Origin of the sequence: Prochlorococcus marinus CUG1417 (genome assembly GCF_017695975.1) — a bacterium.
Taxonomy (GTDB): Bacteria; Cyanobacteriota; Cyanobacteriia; order PCC-6307; family Cyanobiaceae; genus Prochlorococcus_A; species Prochlorococcus_A marinus_AG.
Genome location: NZ_JAAORN010000001.1, coordinates 993,108 through 1,013,022, shown reverse-complemented (window position 1 = coordinate 1,013,022; position 19,915 = coordinate 993,108). Strand labels below are relative to the sequence as shown.

The window sequence follows — 19,915 nt, the reverse complement described above, 5'->3', positions numbered from 1 at the left end:
TACCTAATTTTGTTTGATAAAGCGATCAGGTAAAACATCATATTTTAAAAGATCAAATGGACTTTCTCTTTTTTGAATAATCTCTGCCTCTCCATCACAAACTAAAAGAGCTGCTGGTCTTGGGATTCTGTTGTAGTTAGAACTCATTGAATTATTATATGCACCAGTACCAAAAACACATATAAGATCTCCTGTTTTGCAATTTGCTAGTTCTATCTCCTTAAACAATACATCTCCTGATTCGCAGTGCTTGCCAGCGATAGTATATTTGTTTTTCGAATTAATATTAAAGGGGTTACTAACCAAGCATGCAGAATAATTTGATTGATATGTTATTGGTCTTGGATTATCACTCATCCCACCATCAACAGACAAATATGTTCTGATCCCTGGAATTTCTTTAAACGCCCCAATTTTGTAAATTGTTATTCCTGCCGTAGAAACGATAGATCTTCCAGGCTCACACATCAGTGTAGGTAAATCTAAATTATTTTTCTTACAAGCTTTAACAACAGATGTGGAAATTGTTTTTACCCATTCATCAATCGAAGGAGGATCATCATTTTCTGTATATTTAATTCCTAAACCTCCACCTACATTTAATTTTTGAATATCATGGCCAAATTTTTTAGCTTCTAAAATAACATTGACCATTATTTCTCCAAGATCCTTATGTGGCTCTAGTTCAAAAATCTGGGAACCAATATGAGCATGTAATCCTTTTAATTTTAGATGTTTTGTATTGCTGATTCTTTCAAATAAGACATTTAAATATTCAATTCCGAAACCAAATTTGCTGTCGAATGATCCCGTTCTTATATATTCATGTGTATGGCATTCTATACCAGGAGTAAAGCGAATCATTATTTCTAAATCAAGATTAAATGAATTTGAGATTTCCTCTAATCTTTCTAAGTCATAGTCATTATCTACAATTACTTTAATGTTATTTTTAACTGCAAACTCTATTTCTTTATCTGATTTATTGTTACCATGAAAAACAATTTTTTCATTAGGGACACCACCTTTAAGGGCAGTTAATAGTTCTCCTTCTGAAACTGCGTCAAGTCCTAAACCCTCTGAGGAAACGAGGTTACTCATGAAAATAGAACTATTCGCCTTGGAAGCATATATCGGAAGAGATTTCCCAGGGTAATATTTTTCTAATGCTTTTTTGTACGCTCTGCAAGAGTTTCTTAAAGTTATTTCATCCAAAATATAAAGAGGAGAATCATATTTTTTTACTAATTCTTCAATTGAACACCCCCCAACTGATAACTTTCCATCACTTCCAACGGATGTTGTAATGGGTACGATATTTTTATTCGGACTTTTGAGGTCAATCTTCTGTTTTAAAAATGATTTTTTTTCTTGCATGGGAGAATTTCAAATAGAGTTATTCTAAAATTGTCTTAATTCTATAATGACTATAATTTTGTATTTTTAGAGTGTTTATTTATTCTTAAATGATATCGATTAAAAAGATTAATGAGAAAGATATTGATTTATGTTATGAATTAGATTCAAATACGATTTCTTTGTGGAGCAAAAAGCAATGGGCCCAAGAATTTAAGAAAGAAGGCATTAGAGTCTTTGGGGTATTTTTTTTGAAAACATTAGTAGGAATATGCGTTTTTCATGTGGTTCTTGATGAAGCGCAAATAAATTTTTTTGCCGTAAATCAGAAATACAGGAAAAAAGGTTATGGATCCCACCTTATGAGATATTTGATAAAACAATGTGAAGATTCAAATATAAATAAATTATTTTTAGAAGTCTCCCAGACTAATGCCATAGCTGAGAAATTTTATAGTCGGTTTGATTTTTCTACTGTGGGAATAAGGAGAAACTATTATATGGATGGTTCAGATGCGCTCATAAAAGAAAAAAAATTAACAACTAAATAATTAAAAAAATTAATTGTTCGGATAACCAGAATCATTGAAATCACTATAATTTATTGCTATATCACTAAAAAAGTTAAATTTAATAAAATAAAATATACTTTTAGGTATTCATAAAAGCTCATTCTGAACACAAAAACGACATATTACTGGTAGGTTATTAATAGGGTTTAATCTTCTAATGTTTGAAAGATTTACAGAAAAGGCTATAAAAGTCATCATGCTTGCCCAAGAGGAAGCAAGAAGACTTGGTCATAATTTTGTTGGAACAGAGCAAATTTTATTAGGTTTAATTGGAGAAGGTACTGGAGTCGCAGCTAAAGTGCTTAAATCACTTGGAGTTAATTTAAAAGACTCTAGAATAGAAGTAGAAAAGATAATTGGTAGGGGTTCAGGATTTGTAGCTGTTGAAATACCTTTTACCCCAAGAGCAAAAAGGGTTTTAGAATTATCATTGGAAGAAGCTCGTCAATTGGGTCATAATTATATAGGGACTGAACATCTTTTACTTGGTTTAATTAGGGAAGGTGAGGGTGTAGCAGCAAGGGTTCTAGAGAATCTTAATGTTGATCTTACTAAAGTAAGAACTCAAGTAATAAGGATGCTAGGCGAAACAGCGGAAGTCGGGAGTGGGGCAAATTCGAATAAGAGTAATTTAAAAACTGCTACTCTGGATGAATTTGGAACAAATCTCACAAAGCTAGCTAGTGAATCAAAACTAGATCCAGTAGTAGGTCGTTATTCAGAAATTGATCGTGTAGTCCAAATATTAGGAAGGAGGACAAAAAATAATCCTGTGCTTATCGGAGAACCCGGAGTTGGTAAAACAGCTATTGCAGAGGGTCTGGCTCAAAGAATTCAACTTGGAGATATTCCTGACATATTAGAAGATAAAAGAGTTCTAACTCTTGATATTGGTCTTTTGGTTGCTGGAACAAAATATAGAGGAGAATTTGAAGAAAGATTGAAAAAGATAATGGAAGAAATAAAATCTGCAGGAAATGTAATTTTGGTCATAGATGAAGTGCATACTTTAATTGGTGCTGGAGCTGCTGAAGGAGCTATAGACGCAGCAAATATATTGAAGCCAGCTTTGGCTAGAGGTGAACTCCAATGTATTGGAGCTACAACTCTTGATGAATATAGAAAACATATTGAGAGAGATGCAGCTTTAGAGAGAAGATTCCAACCTGTAATGGTTGGGGAACCATCTATTGAAGATACAATAGAAATCTTAAAAGGTCTTCGAGAACGTTACGAACAACATCATCGCCTCAAAATTACTGATGATGCTTTAGAAGCAGCAGCTCACTTGGGTGATCGATATATATCTGATAGGTTTTTGCCCGATAAGGCTATAGACCTTATCGATGAGGCAGGAAGTAGAGTTCGTTTACTAAACTCTAAGCTCCCTCCCGAAGCTAAACAAATAGATAAAGAACTAAGACAAATTCAAAAACAAAAAGAAGAATCTGTAAGGGATCAAAACTTTGATCAAGCTGGACAACTTAGAGAAAAGGAGATGGAATTGTCTGCAAAAATTAAAGAGGTACTTGAAAATAAAAAAGAATCTAAAGCTGAAGATGAATCTAGTATTGATACAAACTCAGAAAAAAATGATTCAAAACTTTTACCAAACCCCATGGTTAGTGAGGAAGACGTAGCTCATATCGTTGCATCTTGGACTGGTGTACCTGTTCAAAAATTAACCGAAACCGAATCAGTCAAGCTCCTCAATATGGAGGAAACACTTCATCAAAGGCTAATTGGACAAGATGAAGCTGTAAAAGCTGTATCTAGAGCTATCAGAAGAGCAAGAGTTGGTTTGAAAAATCCTAATAGGCCCATAGCAAGTTTTATCTTTTCAGGTCCCACTGGTGTAGGAAAAACTGAACTGACTAAATCATTAGCTTCATATTTCTTTGGTAGTGAAGAAGCAATGATTAGATTAGATATGTCAGAATTTATGGAAAGACATACGGTTAGTAAACTTATAGGTTCCCCTCCCGGGTATGTTGGATTTAATGAAGGTGGGCAACTGACGGAAGCGGTTAGAAGAAGACCTTATACTGTTGTTTTGTTTGATGAAGTAGAAAAAGCTCATCCAGACGTTTTTAATTTATTATTGCAACTACTTGAGGACGGAAGATTAACAGATTCCAAAGGTAGAACCGTAGACTTTAAAAATACTTTGCTAATAATGACTTCAAATATTGGATCAAAGGTAATTGAGAAAGGTGGAGGGGGATTGGGATTTGAGTTTTCAGGCGATTCTGTTGAAGATAGCCAATACAACAGGATTAAATCATTAGTTAATGAAGAACTCAAACAATATTTCAGACCTGAATTTCTAAATAGACTTGATGAAATAATCGTATTCAGACAATTATCTAAAAATGAAGTTAAAGAAATTGCTGAAATAATGTTACAAGAAGTTTTTGCCAGATTGCAAGACAAAGGCATTAAATTAAGCGTAACTGAAGCCTTCAAGGAAAGGCTAGTTGAAGAAGGTTATAATCCCTCTTATGGAGCTAGACCATTAAGAAGAGCTGTTATGCGTTTATTGGAGGATAGTCTGGCTGAAGAAGTCCTCTCTGGAAGAATAAAAGATGGAGATAAGGCCCTAGTTGATATAGATGAAAACAAAAAAGTAACAATCAATATTACTTCTGAAGAATCTCAACAGGAGTTAGCAGGTGCTAACTTCTAGTAATTAAGTTCTAAATGCAGTCAATCTCTCCAGAAATTATATTTAGGGGAAATGACGCCTGGGAAAAATCTTTACCTCAAATTGTTAATTTGAGTAAAAGTCCATTAATTTTAGGTAGAAACGTTTCCACGAATGACATTAAAAATAAAATTTTTAGAGATTTAAAAAATCAAGACCTTAATGTAAATTCGGCTAATCTACAATTTGATTGCTGTTATGAAGACATTTTAAGAGTTAAAAACATCATCTTAAATAATAATAATGATGCTGTTATTGCAGCAGGAGGAGGTAAAGTTCTCGATTCAGGTAAATATATAGCAGAAATCCTTAATATCCCATGTATTACAGTACCCCTCAGTGCGTCTACATGCGCGGGTTGGACTGCTTTGTCAAATATTTATACAAAAAAAGGTCAATTCATAAAGGATGTTGCATTAAGAGCTTGTCCAAAAGTCCTAGTATTTGATCATCAATTTATTCAAACAGCTCCATCAAGAACACTTGCAAGTGGAATAGCGGATGCTTTGGCGAAATGGTATGAATCCTCATTAACAAGTTCAACTGTAGATGATGGTCTTGTTCAACAAGCTATTCAGATATCAAGAGTTTTAAGAGATCAATTACTAATTGATGGAGGAAAAGCTTTTAAGGATAAAGTTAAAAATAATTCTTCATGGCGAAATACTATAGAAGCATGTGGACTTACAGCAGGATTAGTAGGAGGAATCGGTGGAGAAAAGTGTAGGACAGCTGCAGCGCATGCTATTCATAATGCAATTACTCAGATAATTACCCCAAATAAATTTTTGCATGGTGAGATTGTTGGAGTTGGATTGCTATTGCAATTAAGACTTGAAGAAATGAAAAATAATAATAAATTGGCTGATCAATCTATTAAACAATTATTAGTACTTATGAAACAATTAAATTTGCCAACTACCATTTCAGAATTAGGAATTAATGTTTTTGATAATCAAAATTTAGAAAAAATTGCTGATTTTACTTGTAGAGATAAATCTGAAATTCACTTTTTGCCATTTGAAATTAGTAAACGAGATATAATTGAAGTTATTTCAAATTTTGAACAACAAAAAATTAAAATATGATTGTTTTTTGACTAAATCCCATTTCGAACAATTTAGTGATTTAAATATTGAATTTTTTGAGAGCTCCAGATCATCTCTACTAGATCCACTGGGTCTTTATTTGGCAAATGATGTTAAATGGATCAAACTCAATGAGAACTGGAACTCCTTGAAATTCCCTGTAGTTATGGGAGGAAAAGGTCAACCTGTACTTCTTCTACATGGCTTTGACAGTAGTTTTTTAGAGTTCAGAAGAATATATCAATCATTAAAAAAAAATTTCCTAGTTATAGCTCCTGATTTGTTAGGGTTTGGATTTAGTCCTAGATGCGTGACAAATGAATACAATCCCTCGAAAATAATTTCATATTTAATTGATCTCCTTAAAACCTTGCAAATAACAAAGAATCTTAAAATTATTGGTGCCTCTATGGGAGGTTCGGCAGCTTTAGAACTTGCTTTTAAAATCTCTGATTCTATTGATAAAATTATTCTTTTATCTCCCGCCGGATTGTTCGGCGAACCTAAGAGCATCCCTTTTCCTCTTAACCAAATAGGAGCCTCATTTCTTGGATTGCCGCAAGTTAGAAAAAGTCTTTGCAGGCAAGCATTTGCTTTTCCAGATGAATGTGTTGGTGAAATGGAAGAGCAAATTGCTTCAATTCATTTAGGTTGCCAAGGATGGAGGAATTCACTTGCGTCATTTGCAAAAAGTGGAGGGTTTGCTGGGACACATAAATATATTCAAAATATCCCAATTAAAGTAGTATGTGGAGAAAATGATCGTATTTTAGGAAAAAAAGAGATTAAAAATATAAGAAAAATTGATAAATTAAATTTTGTAGGCTTGCGAAATTGTGGTCATCTTCCCCATATAGATTTACCATCATTATCTAGTAAAATTATCGAAGATTTTTTTTTGGAGTAAAAAATTTCATATTTAATTTAGATACTTGAGAATTATAAAAATGTAATACAAAACAGATGGAGTGAAAATGTAGCTGTCAATTCTGTCAAGAATTCCACCATGTCCAGGTAAAAAAGTTCCAGAATCTTTTATTTTTGCATCTCTCTTCATCATTGATTCAATTAAATCTCCAACTAATGCCATGAGAGAGATCAAAATTCCATATAAAATTCCAACAAATAACGGATTTTCCCAATTCAGTGAAAATGCAAAAAATATTGCTAATAAAATTGAACATGATATTCCTCCAATTAACCCTTCTATAGTTTTGCTAGGAGATATTGGAGAAAGAGATTTCTTACCAAATGACTTTCCAATAAAATAAGAACCAATATCACTAGCAACAATTAAAAAACAAGAAGTTAAAGTTAAATGAAGACCTTCAGTATTTGATAAGTTTTCAAACGAAATCAAACCTTGATTGGAACTTATTATTACTGACTCTAATCCCCTTAACTTAATCCAGTAACTAGGTAAAAAACCCAAATAGAATAATCCAAAAATAGAAGCTGCAATATCTGAAATTGTTCCAGGTTTTGGTTGTAATAATAACCAGGTGCATATTCCAACTGAACAGATTGGCAAAATTGAATTTGATATTTCTCCTTCCATTAAACCTATAGTCTCAAGATAAGTAGAAATTATGATAACGAAAGATGAAAATAATGTGGTTTTTGTAGCTGGCTTTATTCCTTTAGATTCTGCCATTCTAAAAAATTCCAATAACGCTAAATAAGTAAGCAGCGCTGTGGCAAATGTAAAAAACCATCCACCCAACAAAACAACAATTAAACCAAATATGCCTATAAGTAATCCGCTTATAACTCTCATATCGAATTTTTATGGTTGCATGACTCTTATATTAAAATTTATCAGATCTTTGTTGCACAAACTCTGATAATTTATCCATTTAAACCTATCTATGTCAATTTTTTCTCCGGGAACTAGTAAAGGTATTCCAGGAGGATAAGGGCAAATAATATCTCCTGAGATTTTATTTAAAGATTGAGAGAAAGGGATACTCTGAGTCTCACTTCTCCAAGCAATTCCAATTTCAATTTCGGGTGTTTCAACTAGTTTAAAAGGTGATTGGAGTACTTCTAAATTTTTTAATTTTTTAGAATTTAATAGTAATTTATTCCATAACTTTTCTAATAAATTAGGAAAATCTTTCTGGTTCGATAATCCTAAGCAAAAAGTTAGAGTCATCATTTCTGGTAATTCAGCAATAAGGCCATTTTTATAAAAAAATTTATCAGCGGTAAAACCATCAATTCCAACCTTAGAGGTGTTTAATATTATTTTTAAGGGGTCTTGGGTCTCTATGAGAGGTATATTCTTCTGGATTAATTTTTTGTAGATACTTTTTGCCTCTAAAATTCTTTTTTGATATTTTGATAAACTTTTTTTATTTAGCCAGTCTTTAATAGACTCTTCACACGAAGAAAGTAAAAGGGAACTTGGACTAGTAGTTTGCAATAAGTTAATACTATTGATTAAATTATTCTCATTTACTAGATTCCCTTTGTACCAAAGTGCAGCCGTTTGAGTCAAACCATTAAGCGACTTATGTAATGAGTGAACGACTAAGTCAGCGTTTGATACTAAGGCTGATTTTGGTAGGTTAAGGTTTTCACAAAAAAGGAAATAAGAACCATGAGCTTCATCAACTAAAACAGGTAAATTTTTTTGATGACAAAGATCTATTAAAGGCTTTAAATCTCCTGAATAACCTTGATAAGAGGGATTTATAAGAATTACCCCCGCAATTTTTTTTTCGTTAAAATTTATTTTTTTAAATACATTTTCTAACCATACTTTTGTTATTGGTTTGTAATGACCAGTTTCTGAGGAACAATCTAGATTAAAAAATATTGGATGTATATTCAGCATCGCACAAATTTTGATAACACTTATATGAACATTTCGTGGCATCAGTATAGCTTCGCCAGGTTTTGCCATTGCAATTACTGCCGATTGTATTAATCCAGAGGCTCCATTAACTCCAAAAAAGCATCCTTTCGCCCCAAATTTCTTAGAGAATTCTTTTTGGGTTTTAGCAATTACTCCGCTTTGGGATAAAGGTGAGCCTATCTCTGGTAGTTCCGGTAAGTCCCAGTAGCCAGGTTGTTTTTTTAATAATTCTACTAATTTCTTGGGTAAAGCTGCCCCTCTGTTATGAGCAGGGAAGAAAAGTGACTTTAAAAACTTTTTAGTTAGAAAAGATGAAATGCTCATAAAGTATTATTGACACATATAGAATGGTTTAATGAGAATCCTTCTTTGATATTTTTTAACTTTAATGACAAGGTCTTATTCGCAATACTCAGCAAAAGGTGACTTGATTTGGTTGATTTTGAGACCATGGATTTTCATCCCGAGAGTTTTATATATCCTTTTAACTTTTATTTTTCTTTTTATAAGAATACTTTTTCAAGGTAACAGTAAAAATAAAAATGTACAAAAAAATCTCTCGAAATACCTTTTTGATGTAATAACAGATTTAGGACCTTGTTTTATAAAATTAGGACAGGCACTTTCAACTAGACCAGATCTTGTTAGACAAGATTGGCTGACAGAACTTACCAACTTACAGGATAATCTCCCAGCATTTGATAACAAAATTGCTTTAAAAATAATTGAAGAGGAACTTGGTACGCCACCTGATGAATTATTTGATGAGTTCCCTGAGAGTCCTATTGCCTCAGCAAGCTTAGGACAAGTCTATAAAGCAAAAATGAAAAATAATTCTTATGTAGCTGTAAAAGTTCAAAGGCCAAATTTATACTTTCTTATAAGAAGAGATATTGTGATATTAAGGTTTCTTGCAACTTTTTTGTCTCCATTTCTACCATTAAATATTGGTGTTGGAATTGGAGAAATAATAGATGAGTTCGGTAAGGCACTTTTTGATGAAATTGACTACGAAAAAGAAGGTGAAAATGCTTTAAAGTTTGCAAATTTATTCAAAAATAACCCTAACGTTTTTATCCCTAAATTGGAAAAACAGTTTTCATCAAAGAGAATTATTACAACCTCTTGGATTGATGGAGTCAAATTAAGAGATAGGGCTTTATTGGAGGAAAATAACTTGGTACCTTCATCTTTTATAAAAACATGTGTAATCAGCGGTCTTCAACAATTATTTGAATATGGATATTTTCATGCTGACCCACACCCTGGAAACATGTTTGCTCTTAAAGGAGGAAATGCAGGTTATGGAAATTTAGCTTATGTAGATTTCGGTATGATGGATACAATTACAAATTCAGATAGACTTACACTCATAAAGGCCATTGTTCACATAATAAATGACGAATATTATCTTCTCGCAAAAGATTTTCAGAAATTAGGTTTTTTAACCAAAGAACAAGATCTTCAGAAACTTGTTGAACCATTAAGAGAAGTTTTAGGAGGATCTCTAAGTGCTGAGGTAGGTAATTTTAATCTTAAAAATGTAACTGATAAATTCTCAAAACTAATGTACTCTTATCCATTTAGAGTACCTAGTAGGTTTGCTTTGATAATAAGAGCCGTTGTAAGTCAAGAAGGTTTGGCGCTAAGACTTGATCCTGAATTTAAAATTTTAAAAATTGCATATCCATATATAGCTAGGAAACTACTTACTGATAATTCTGATGAGATTTTAGAAATTCTTTTAGAAGTTGTTTTTGATAATAAAGGTAGGATTCAAATTGAAAAAGTTGAAAGTTTACTAAATATTTTATTTAAAGATTCTGAAAACATTAATTCAGATCTAATACCAGTTGCCAATGCAGGATTGAAATTATTTGTTAGTAAAAAAGGATCCGAAGTTCGGAAGAATCTTCTTTTGAGCCTTATTAAAGATGACAAAATTGAATTAACTGATGCAAAAAAACTTTTAAGTTTAGTTAGAGATACATTTAGCCCTTTGAATATTGCAAAAAGTGCAGTTCAAAATATTATTTCTCTAACTTAGTGTTTATATTTACTTCTATTAAATTTACTTATGATTTTTAAATGATTAAAATTAGATAGAATACTAAATTTTAAAATTGAGTAGTCAAATAATTAATGAAATTGGAAATATGGAATGAATATTTTTAAAAATCTTTTTTCATTAAAAAAATCTGTGATTGATAATGAATTAATAAATCATAGATTAATTGATCAGTATGAAGAAATCGCAAAATTGGTAAAAGAAGCGAGAATCCAAAAAAATATAACAATTAAAGAATTATCTCATATTTCAAAAATTCCTGAAAAAACAATAATTTCTATTGAAAACAATAACAAAAATATTAGACCAAAGTATCCATTTATAAGATCAATATTAATCAAATTAGAGGAATGTCTAGGATTAAAAAAAAATACATTAGAACTATTAGTGACTAGAGAAGGAGAAACTTCTAAGAAAGAAAAAAATGATTTTATCGTCAACAAATTTGATCTTATAAATACTTGGCAAGGAAGCCTTTTATATTTTTTTATATTAATTTTAACTGTGTTTATTTTAAAGAGATATTTTATTCTAAATGTGAATGTTATTGAGATTCAAAATATTGAAAACAAAATCATTGATAAATAAACTTTTATAAGTCTTTATTGTCTGGTTCTCCCGAAATTATTTCCTAGCTCACTAAATCTCCTGACATTTTCTTCTACTTCTCCTAAAGGTAGATTTAACTTCCATTTCCAATTGTTTTTTGTCGTACCTGGGATGTTTAATCTGCTTGAGTCATCTAGAGATAAAATATCTTGGATTGGAGCAATAAATAGATTGGCATTTGTTTCCATTCCTATTTTTATTAAACTCCATGAAGGATTTTCAGAGAATTTATATTCATCTTTTATTCTTTTTTTGGCGTTATTTTCTAAACATCCCCACCATGAAATGGAGGTGGAATTATCATGGGTACCTGTGTAAACCACCCAATTTTCTCCTTCAATATTCTTGGGTAAATATGGGTTGTCTTCATTTCCATCAAAAGCGAACTGTAATATTTTCATTCCTGGAAGGTCAAAATTTTTCCTTAATTTTTCTACATCAGGTGTTATTACCCCAAGATCCTCCGCGATTATTGGTAGGAATTCAGTCCCTAAATCAATTTTTAATTTATTTAATAGTGTTCTTCCTGGAGAATTTATCCATCTACCAGAAATTGCTGTTTTAGAATTGCCATTAACTCTCCAATAACCTGCCAACCCCCTAAAGTGATCAAATCTCAACAAGTCCACAAGTTTAAATTGCCTTTTAAATCTTTTTCTCCACCAATCGAAATTAGTTCTTTTATGTTTTGACCAAAAGTAAGTTGGAGTCCCCCATAGTTGTCCTGTTGAGGAAAAATAATCAGGTGGGACACCACTTTGAAAGATTAAATCTCCATTTTTAAAAATTGAAAATAGTGATTTATTACTCCACACTTCAGCACTATCTCTAGAAACATAAAAGGGCAAATCTCCAATTAGCTTCACATTACAAGTTTTTGCAAAGTTTTTAATCGCGCTCCATTGCTCATCCAAATGCCACTGTATTAACTTTTTTGAAAGTATCTCCGAACTTTTTTCCTTAATCCATGATTTTAAAAAGTTGTTGTTTTTAATTTTAAATTCTTTGGGCCATTCCCACCAAGGCAACATATTAAATTCCTCTTTGATAACAATAAATGTTGCATAATCTTCAACCCAGGAATTCTTACTTAACCATTTGTGAAAATCATTCTTTCTTGCTTCAGATTGGGAACCCCATCCTTGCATAAGGAGAATACCTAATCTTTTTGTTAAATCATCTGCAATATCAAAATTAAAATAATTCTTATAATGATTTGTGGGGCCCAATTCTTCTTTATTAGAAATGAAAATAAAACCTTTATCGATTAAATCATCTATATCAAGAAACCATGGGTTCAGTGCAAAACTAGATGGTGAACTATATGGAGAGCCTGAAGAATCAGTAGGATTAAGAGGTAAAAATTGCCAGAATTCAATTTTATGCCTTTGGAGCATTTTTATCCATTCTTTAGCCCCTTTTCCAAAAGTGCCACATACTCTTCCTCCAGGAATACATGAAGGATGCATAAGTACACCTAGTGATTTTTTTGTAAGAGCTTTTTGCATAGGCATGTTTTTTTATTATTTTTTTACTCTTTACAATTAAATTTTTATTCGTTCTATAAATTCAACGATATACAAATTTTTTTTAATTGACAAATAATATTCCTAGTAATTTTTGGCTGAACAAAATATAATTTCCGATCATTAATTTACTTTATTTATAAATTTGACCCAATAGATATAACTTTTGAAAAGATCTAGTCATTATCTTTTGCTAAATTCACATAAACGACTACGATAAGTATATAGTTTTATAGTACTAATTTCGTGACAAGTTTTATCACGGCAGTGCAGAATAAAGAATCAAATTTTAATCTAAATAAAAGTAGATTAAGGTTAGTAAGTGGAACAACAAATCCTAAACTAGCCGAAGAAATTGCATCATACTTAGGAATTGAAAATGTACCATTAATATCTAAAAGATTTGCTGACGGAGAAATTTATGTTCAGATTCAGCAATCTATTAGAGGTTGTGATGTATTCCTAATACAACCTACCTGTGCGCCTGTAAACGATAGTTTAATGGAACTTATGATTATGGTTGATGCTTGCAAGAGGGCTTCTGCAAGGCAAATAACCGCAGTAATCCCTTATTTTGGATATGCAAGGGCAGATAGAAAGACTTCTGGTAGAGAGTCTATAACAGCAAAACTTACTGCTAATTTACTAGAGAAATCAGGAGTTGATAGAGTTCTTGCGATGGATTTACATTCTGCTCAAATACAAGGTTATTTTGATATACCATGCGACCATATTTACGGTTCACCTGTATTAATTGATTATCTAGAAACTTTAAATTTAGAGGAAGTTGTAGTTGTCTCTCCTGATGTAGGCGGAGTGGCAAGAGCAAGAGCTTTTGCAAAATTAATGAAAGATGCTCCCTTAGCTATAATTGATAAAAGAAGATCAGCTCATAATACCGCTGAAAGCTTAACAGTTATTGGAGAAGTTAAAGGTAAAACTGCTATTCTGATAGACGATATGATCGATACGGGTGGAACAATTTGTTCCGGAGCTAATTTATTAAAAAAAGAAGGTGCCAATAGAATATTTGCTTGTGCCTCACATGCGGTATTTTCTCCACCTTCTTATGAAAGACTAAGTGCTATAGATTTATTCGAGCAAGTCATTGTAACCAACAGCATTCCAGTTATTATTAAAGATAATTTCCCCCAATTAAAAGTACTTTCTGTAGCAAATATGCTAGGTGAAGCTATTTGGAGAATTCATGAAGAAAGTTCAGTGAGCTCAATGTTTAGATAAAAAAATTTATTATTTGTTTTTCTTCATAAATTCCTTAAGCCTTTTTTCATAGTCATTTTTTATATTTTTAGGAACGCTTTCAGGACAAATATCAAGGGCACTTCCAACAATCTGAAATGTGCCTGCATTATATAATCTTTGTTCTTCAAGTTTTTCATCCCCTAGCCCTTCAATAACACCGCCATGCTTTCCAGTTATTACATTTGCGAAAGTAGCACTGGCAATGCCAAGCCCTTTGTTAAAATCTACTTCAGCTTTTGAAGCTATACAAAGATAAGACGCCCCCATTTGGCGATATAGGAAAAGATCCTTTTCCGTAGCAGCAATCAATTTTTTTTCGGCCTTAATTTGTTTATTTATTGTATTAATCTCAAAAATCGTAAAGGGTATAATTAAAGTAATACCTATAAAACTCAGAATTTTTTGTGAATAAAAATTAATACCCATTAACTAATAACATTTTCTACAAGATAACATTTTTACTTTGAACATTAATTCATAAAAAGAACTTACTTAATAATTTTTATTTCGTGATGATTCTCAACAATTTTCAGCTTATTTTTGTTCCATGAATATATAACTCTAAATCTATAATTATCCGAATCTACTAGTCTAGTATGTTCAAGAATATACCAATCTTTATAAGAAGATTCAAAGATCATTTCGTGTTCATCAACTTGCTTAATATTTGAAATTCCTTCATCATCACTTAGATAGAAATTCCCCCTCATAAGTTGGTGTCCCTTTAAGAATGCAATCATCTCTCCTCGTTCTTTATATTGGGGATTTTCTTCGAAGAAATTATATTTTTTTTCAGGATACCACGTGAATTTGTAGTGCGACTCCCATTGAGATTTATTCTCAAGAGCTTCAATATTTATATTCATGCATAAATTATAAGTTTTTTGTGCTTCATCAAAAAAATATGATCTGTTAGATTGCCACAATCCAATATTTCTAGAAAACCATCTCTTTAAATTACTATTTAAGTTAATTTCTGGAGGATTATTTTCCCCAAAATTTAAATTTTTCTTTTGATTAATAACAACCATTTATAAATAAGTCCTATTTATTTCATAGCTTATCTGTAAAATAAAAATAAATATCTTAATGTGTTTATAAGGATTAACAGCTTTTCAACACTTCAGGAATGATCATTTGATGAATGATAAAAAAGAGCTAAAATTAATACTTATAGCAGCTAGAAACCAACTTTCTAGTAGTGATATAAAATCCCTAATAGCTTATTTAGAATCAGATGATTGTGAATTCGAAATATCTCTTCAGATTTCTGAGACCACAGAACAGCCCGAATTACTAGAGTTACATAGATTAGTAGCTATCCCTGCGCTCATAAAAATCTCCCCAGCTCCAAAGCAAATATTTGCTGGGAGCAATATTTTCTCTCAGTTGCAGAGATGGTTGCCAAGGTGGAAACAGGAAGGATTAACAACAAATCTTGGGGTTAATTTGCAACCATCCAAAATTGATTCAATAAGAACTCAAAAAGAATTTCTTTTAGAAGACGAACTTCTTGTCCTAAGACAAGAAAATGAGACATTAACAAAAAGGATAGAATCTCAAGAAAGATTATTAAGGATGGTCGCGCATGAATTAAGAACTCCCTTAACTGCAGCCACTTTGGCTGTTCAAAGTCAAAAACTTGGACAAATAGATATTTCAAAATTGCAAGAGGTTATCAAAAGACGACTTGAAGAGATTGAACTCTTATCTCAAGATCTCCTAGAGGTCGGAACAACCAAATGGGAAGCCTTATTTAATCCTCAGAAAATTGATTTAGGTAATATTAGTGCTGAAGTAATACTTGAATTAGAAAAATTCTGGAGATTGAGGAATATTCAAATTGATACTGATATTCCATCCGATCTTCCAAGTGTATTCGCAGATCAGAGAAGGATGAGGCAAGTATTTTTAAATTTAATTGAAAATGCAATTAAATTTTCTAAAGATTCTGGTTCTATAAAAATTACAATGATCCACAAGACAAATCAATGGGTAGAGATAACAATTTGTGACAAAGGTGCTGGTATTCCTTTGAGTGAACAAAAAAGAATTTTTCTTGATAGGGTAAGGTTACCACAAACATCTGAAGGAACTTCAGGCTTTGGAATAGGTTTATCAGTATGTAGGAGAATAGTTCAAGTCCATGGTGGAAGAATATGGGTGGTATCTGAAATTGGTGATGGTTCTTGCTTCCATTTTACAGTTCCTGTGTGGCAAGGACAAAACAAAGAGCAACAATACTTGACGAAAGGATAGCCTTACTCTTAATTTTTAATAAGCTGTTATGCTAATTTCCTGGCCCCATCGTCTAGAGGCCTAGGACACCTCCCTTTCACGGAGGCGACAGGGGTTCGAATCCCCTTGGGGCTATTAATTTAAATTCATAACGATCTTTTTGATGATTTTGCTTGCCTATCCACGGCAATTAAATTTTCTGAAAGATCTTTTTTCAGTCTTTTCTCTATCATACCTATTGGCATCCACTGACAACCTTGCACAGTAAGATCATAAATTAATGAATTTTTTGAGGTATTCTTGATTTTTTGTATTTTCCAACTACCTTCAAATTTCCTGAAGTCTCCTTTTATTAAATTAAATTTTAAGAGGCCAAGCTCTTTATTTTCAAATAAGTCGATAGTTACTTCAGCTGAAAATTTCATGCCAAGGAAATCTTGAGCTCCAACTTGTTTAAGGTGGACATTATTTTCCTTCTGAAATATTTTTTTGCTCGATAAAAGATTTGGTATATAAAGATTTAGACGATCATAATCTGTTAAAACACTCCACAAAGAATCGAAACTTGCAGAAGTGGTAAGTTGAGCTGCCAGTCGTCTTGTTCCTCCTGAAAGCTTTTCCATCGTCTGCTCAATTGTCCTGAAATCATCGTCTTTATTATGATTCATTGATTCTTGAGTATTGTTCATACAATGAATTTTTAATTAGATAAAAATTATTTCTGTGTAACTATACTGATAAAAACAACAAATACTGAAAAATAAAAATAAATTCATCTATTTATTCCGATCTCAAAACGTAACCATTTTTGTGAAATCACTACAAATTAAACTACAAATTGATAATCTTTTATAAAAGAAATCTAAAAAATGTACTCACAAGCAAAAGTAATCGCAGGCGGATTAGCTCATATACCAGTAGTAATAGCTGTTTTTTATTTTATACTCACAACTTTTAATAAAAGAGCTTTAAAATTTGTTGAACAAGCAAAAACAAAAAAACCTGAGCCAAAAGCTGTGGAACCAAAAAAACCAGTTGTCTCGAAAGCAGAAAATTCAAAAATAGAAGCTCCGAAAACAGACTCTCCTGCTGTGGTAAAGAAAAAACATGCAGATGTTCCAGTCAATATTTATCGCCCTAAGACACCATTCGAAGGAACGGTAATTGAAAACTACAGCCTTCTCAAAGATGGAGCAATTGGTAGAGTTAATCATATAACTTTCGACCTTAAAGATAGTGATCCATTTTTAAATTATGTAGAAGGTCAAAGTATTGGTATTATGCCTGCGGGTGAAGATGCTAATGGAAAACCTCATAAATTAAGACTTTACTCAATAGCTAGCACTAGACATGGAGATGACTTTAATGGAAATACAGTTTCTCTTTGTGTAAGACAGCTTCAGTATGAAAAAGATGGTGAAACCATTAATGGCGTCTGCTCCACTTACTTATGCGACATTAAGCCAGGAGATAAAGTTAAAATAACAGGTCCTGTAGGTAAAGAAATGCTTCTCCCTGACGAAGAGGACGCAAACATTGTCATGTTGGCTACTGGAACTGGAATAGCACCAATGAGGGCTTATTTAAGAAGAATGTTCGAACCAACTGAAAAAGAAAAAAATAAATGGAATTTCAAGGGTAAAGCTTGGTTATTTATGGGTGCTCCAAAATCAGCTAATTTGTTATATGAAGAAGATCTTCAAAGATACCTTACTGATAATCCAGATAATTTTAAATATACAAAAGCTATTAGTCGTGAACAGCAAAATACAAAAGGTGGAAGGATGTACATACAAGACAGAGTTTTAGAATCAGCCAATGAACTTTTCAATATGATTGAAGATGAAAAGACACATATATATCTTTGTGGTTTAAAGGGTATGGAACCTGGAATAGATGAAGCCATGACTAAGGCAGCACAAGAAAAAGGCTTGAACTGGTCAGAATTAAGACCCCAACTAAAAAAAGCAGGAAGATGGCACGTAGAAACCTACTAAAACTTTGATTTTTAGATTTAAGTTATACCTACTAAATACTTTTTGGTTTAGACACAATAAGTAGCTAATTTTAGAAAAAAAGAGGATTTTAAAAAAAGAATACTAAGAATATGCCTTCAACTTTAAGTAATCCTTTAAGATTAGGTTTACGGCAGGAAAGAGTCATATCTCCACAATGCTTAGTAATATTTGGTGCTAGTGGAGATCTTACTCATAGAAAATTAATACCGGCCTTATTTGAACTCTATTTGCAAAGGAGAATTCCTAGTGAATTTGGAATAGTTGGTTGTGCGAGAAGACCTTGGACTGATAATGAGTTTAGAGAAAAGATGAAAGTAAAGTTATCAAATCAAATATCTGGCAAAGAAAGGGAATGGGAACAATTTTCTAATTATCTTTTCTATGAACCAGTTGACTTACAACAAAGTGATCATGTCGTAAGGCTTTCTAAAAGATTAAATGAAATTGATAAAACACAAGCTACTCATGGGAATAGAACATTTTATTTATCAGTATCTCCGAATTTCTATGCAAGTGGATGCAAAGCTCTTAAAGCAGCTGGCCTTTTAGATGATCCTAAGAAAAGTCGTTTAGTGATTGAAAAACCTTTTGGAAGAGATTATTCAAGTGCAAAAAAATTGAATAAGATCGTTCAAAGTTGTGCTGAAGAAAGTCAGATTTATAGGATTGATCATTATTTAGGTAAAGAGACAGTTCAAAATATTCTCGTTTTGAGGTTTGCTAACACTATTTTTGAACCAATCTGGAATAGAAATTATATATCAAGTGTTCAAATCACCTCATCTGAAACAGTGGGTGTTGAAGATAGAGCAGGTTATTATGAAAGCTCTGGTGCTTTAAGGGATATGCTTCAAAATCATATGACTCAAATGCTTGCTGTTACTGCGATGGAACCTCCTGGAAAGTTTGAACCTGAAGCAATAAGAAATGAAAAAGCTAAGGTTCTTCAAGCTTCAAAACTTGCTGACGAAAATGAACCGTGGAATTGTTGCATAAGAGGTCAATATGGAGAGGGAGGAAATATTTCAAATCGACTCAAAGGATATAGGCAGGAAGATGGTGTTAATTGTAATAGCACAACAGAAACTTATATAGCGACAAAAGTTTTTGTTGATAATTGGCGTTGGCAAGGTGTTCCTTTTTATTTGAGAACAGGGAAAAGACTACCTAAAAGACTTGGAGAAATAGTCTTGACTTTTAAAGACGTTCCAGTTCATTTATTTGAATCAACAATAATAAATCCATCCCCAAATCAACTTATCCTAAGAATTCAGCCAAATGAAGGTGCTACTTTCAAATTTGAGGTAAAATCGCCTGGTTCTGGAATGAAATCAAGACCTGTTGAGATGGAATTTTCTTATGATGAATCATTTGGAGAACCCTCAGATGAAGGCTATGTAAGATTATTAGCTGATGCAATGCTTTCTGACCCAACCTTATTTACTCGAAGCGATGAAGTAGAGGCAGCTTGGAAACTATATACGCCATTAATAGAATTGATGGATAATTCTCCTTGGAAGTTACCTATTTATAATTATGAATCTATGACGTGGGGACCTCCTGAGTCTGATCAATTACTTTCAAAAGATAATATTTTCTGGCGTAGACCGTAA

General features: G+C 32.2%; 17 protein-coding genes and 1 tRNA gene. 11 read left to right on the top strand and 7 right to left on the bottom strand.

All coding sequences use genetic code 11. The annotated features are described in order from the left end of the window. Positions 1–3 precede the first annotated feature (3 nt). The gene (lysA, locus tag HA140_RS05875; RefSeq protein ID WP_209040178.1) at positions 4–1,377 is read right to left on the bottom strand and encodes a diaminopimelate decarboxylase; all 1,374 of its coding nucleotides are present in this window, start codon (positions 1,375–1,377) and stop codon (positions 4–6) included. Between the two features lie 89 nt (positions 1,378–1,466). On the opposite strand from lysA, the gene rimI reads away from it, so the two are divergent. The 4 genes from rimI to HA140_RS05855 all read left to right on the top strand — a co-directional run bounded on the left by rimI (position 1,467) and on the right by HA140_RS05855 (position 6,627). Continuing rightward, on the top strand, positions 1,467–1,907 hold the full coding sequence (gene rimI, locus HA140_RS05870) for a ribosomal protein S18-alanine N-acetyltransferase (protein ID WP_209040177.1): 441 nt from the start codon (positions 1,467–1,469) through the stop codon (positions 1,905–1,907). 178 nt (positions 1,908–2,085) lie between these two features. Then, positions 2,086–4,614, top strand: a complete 2,529-nt coding sequence (locus HA140_RS05865) for an ATP-dependent Clp protease ATP-binding subunit (RefSeq protein ID WP_209040176.1) — start codon at positions 2,086–2,088, stop codon at positions 4,612–4,614. A 14-nt stretch (positions 4,615–4,628) separates the two neighbouring features. Next, the gene (locus HA140_RS05860) at positions 4,629–5,720 is read left to right on the top strand and encodes an iron-containing alcohol dehydrogenase (protein ID WP_209040175.1); all 1,092 of its coding nucleotides are present in this window, start codon (positions 4,629–4,631) and stop codon (positions 5,718–5,720) included. Between the two features lie 7 nt (positions 5,721–5,727). Continuing rightward, positions 5,728–6,627, top strand: coding sequence for an alpha/beta fold hydrolase (locus HA140_RS05855; RefSeq protein WP_209040174.1), 900 nt, complete (start codon positions 5,728–5,730; stop codon positions 6,625–6,627). A gap of 12 nt (positions 6,628–6,639) precedes the next feature. Here the strand turns inward: HA140_RS05855 and HA140_RS05850 are convergent, their stop codons facing one another. Together HA140_RS05850 and HA140_RS05845 are read right to left on the bottom strand one after the other, a co-directional pair. Continuing rightward, positions 6,640–7,497: a phosphatidate cytidylyltransferase gene (locus tag HA140_RS05850; protein ID WP_209040173.1), complete on the bottom strand. Its 858-nt coding sequence runs from the start codon at positions 7,495–7,497 to the stop codon at positions 6,640–6,642. Positions 7,498–7,506: 9 nt separating this feature from the next. Beyond that, positions 7,507–8,904 (bottom strand): aminotransferase class I/II-fold pyridoxal phosphate-dependent enzyme, encoded by a 1,398-nt coding sequence (locus HA140_RS05845; protein ID WP_209040172.1) that lies wholly within the window; start codon positions 8,902–8,904, stop codon positions 7,507–7,509. 64 nt (positions 8,905–8,968) lie between these two features. On the opposite strand from HA140_RS05845, the gene HA140_RS05840 reads away from it, so the two are divergent. Together HA140_RS05840 and HA140_RS05835 are read left to right on the top strand one after the other, a co-directional pair. After that, positions 8,969–10,627: an ABC1 kinase family protein gene (locus HA140_RS05840; protein WP_209040171.1), complete on the top strand. Its 1,659-nt coding sequence runs from the start codon at positions 8,969–8,971 to the stop codon at positions 10,625–10,627. Positions 10,628–10,741: 114 nt separating this feature from the next. Continuing rightward, the gene (locus HA140_RS05835) at positions 10,742–11,236 is read left to right on the top strand and encodes a helix-turn-helix domain-containing protein (protein ID WP_209040170.1); all 495 of its coding nucleotides are present in this window, start codon (positions 10,742–10,744) and stop codon (positions 11,234–11,236) included. 14 nt (positions 11,237–11,250) lie between these two features. Here the strand turns inward: HA140_RS05835 and malQ are convergent, their stop codons facing one another. Continuing rightward, complete coding sequence (gene malQ / locus HA140_RS05830) at positions 11,251–12,771, bottom strand: 4-alpha-glucanotransferase (RefSeq protein ID WP_209040169.1); 1,521 nt, start codon at positions 12,769–12,771, stop codon at positions 11,251–11,253. Between the two features lie 258 nt (positions 12,772–13,029). Here malQ and HA140_RS05825 point away from each other — a divergent pair, with 258 nt between their 5' ends. Beyond that, positions 13,030–14,025, top strand: coding sequence for a ribose-phosphate pyrophosphokinase (locus HA140_RS05825; protein WP_209040168.1), 996 nt, complete (start codon positions 13,030–13,032; stop codon positions 14,023–14,025). 9 nt (positions 14,026–14,034) lie between these two features. Here the strand turns inward: HA140_RS05825 and HA140_RS05820 are convergent, their stop codons facing one another. Continuing rightward, positions 14,035–14,472, bottom strand: a complete 438-nt coding sequence (locus tag HA140_RS05820; protein WP_209040167.1) for a Villin headpiece domain-containing protein — start codon at positions 14,470–14,472, stop codon at positions 14,035–14,037. A gap of 62 nt (positions 14,473–14,534) precedes the next feature. Then, the gene (locus HA140_RS05815; RefSeq protein ID WP_209040166.1) at positions 14,535–15,077 is read right to left on the bottom strand and encodes a hypothetical protein; all 543 of its coding nucleotides are present in this window, start codon (positions 15,075–15,077) and stop codon (positions 14,535–14,537) included. Positions 15,078–15,186: 109 nt separating this feature from the next. Here HA140_RS05815 and HA140_RS05810 point away from each other — a divergent pair, with 109 nt between their 5' ends. After that, a complete protein-coding gene (locus HA140_RS05810) occupies positions 15,187–16,305 on the top strand; it encodes a histidine kinase (RefSeq protein ID WP_209040165.1) in 1,119 nt (372 codons plus the stop codon). Positions 16,306–16,346: 41 nt separating this feature from the next. Further along, positions 16,347–16,419: transfer RNA gene (locus HA140_RS05805), tRNA-Glu, on the top strand. Between the two features lie 11 nt (positions 16,420–16,430). On the opposite strand, the gene HA140_RS05800 is transcribed toward HA140_RS05805, so the two are convergent. Then, positions 16,431–16,973, bottom strand: coding sequence for an SRPBCC family protein (locus HA140_RS05800; protein WP_209040164.1), 543 nt, complete (start codon positions 16,971–16,973; stop codon positions 16,431–16,433). A 180-nt stretch (positions 16,974–17,153) separates the two neighbouring features. On the opposite strand from HA140_RS05800, the gene HA140_RS05795 reads away from it, so the two are divergent. Continuing rightward, a complete protein-coding gene (locus HA140_RS05795) occupies positions 17,154–18,281 on the top strand; it encodes an FAD-binding oxidoreductase (protein WP_209040163.1) in 1,128 nt (375 codons plus the stop codon). 110 nt (positions 18,282–18,391) lie between these two features. Further along, positions 18,392–19,915 (top strand): glucose-6-phosphate dehydrogenase, encoded by a 1,524-nt coding sequence (gene zwf, locus HA140_RS05790; protein WP_209040162.1) that lies wholly within the window; start codon positions 18,392–18,394, stop codon positions 19,913–19,915.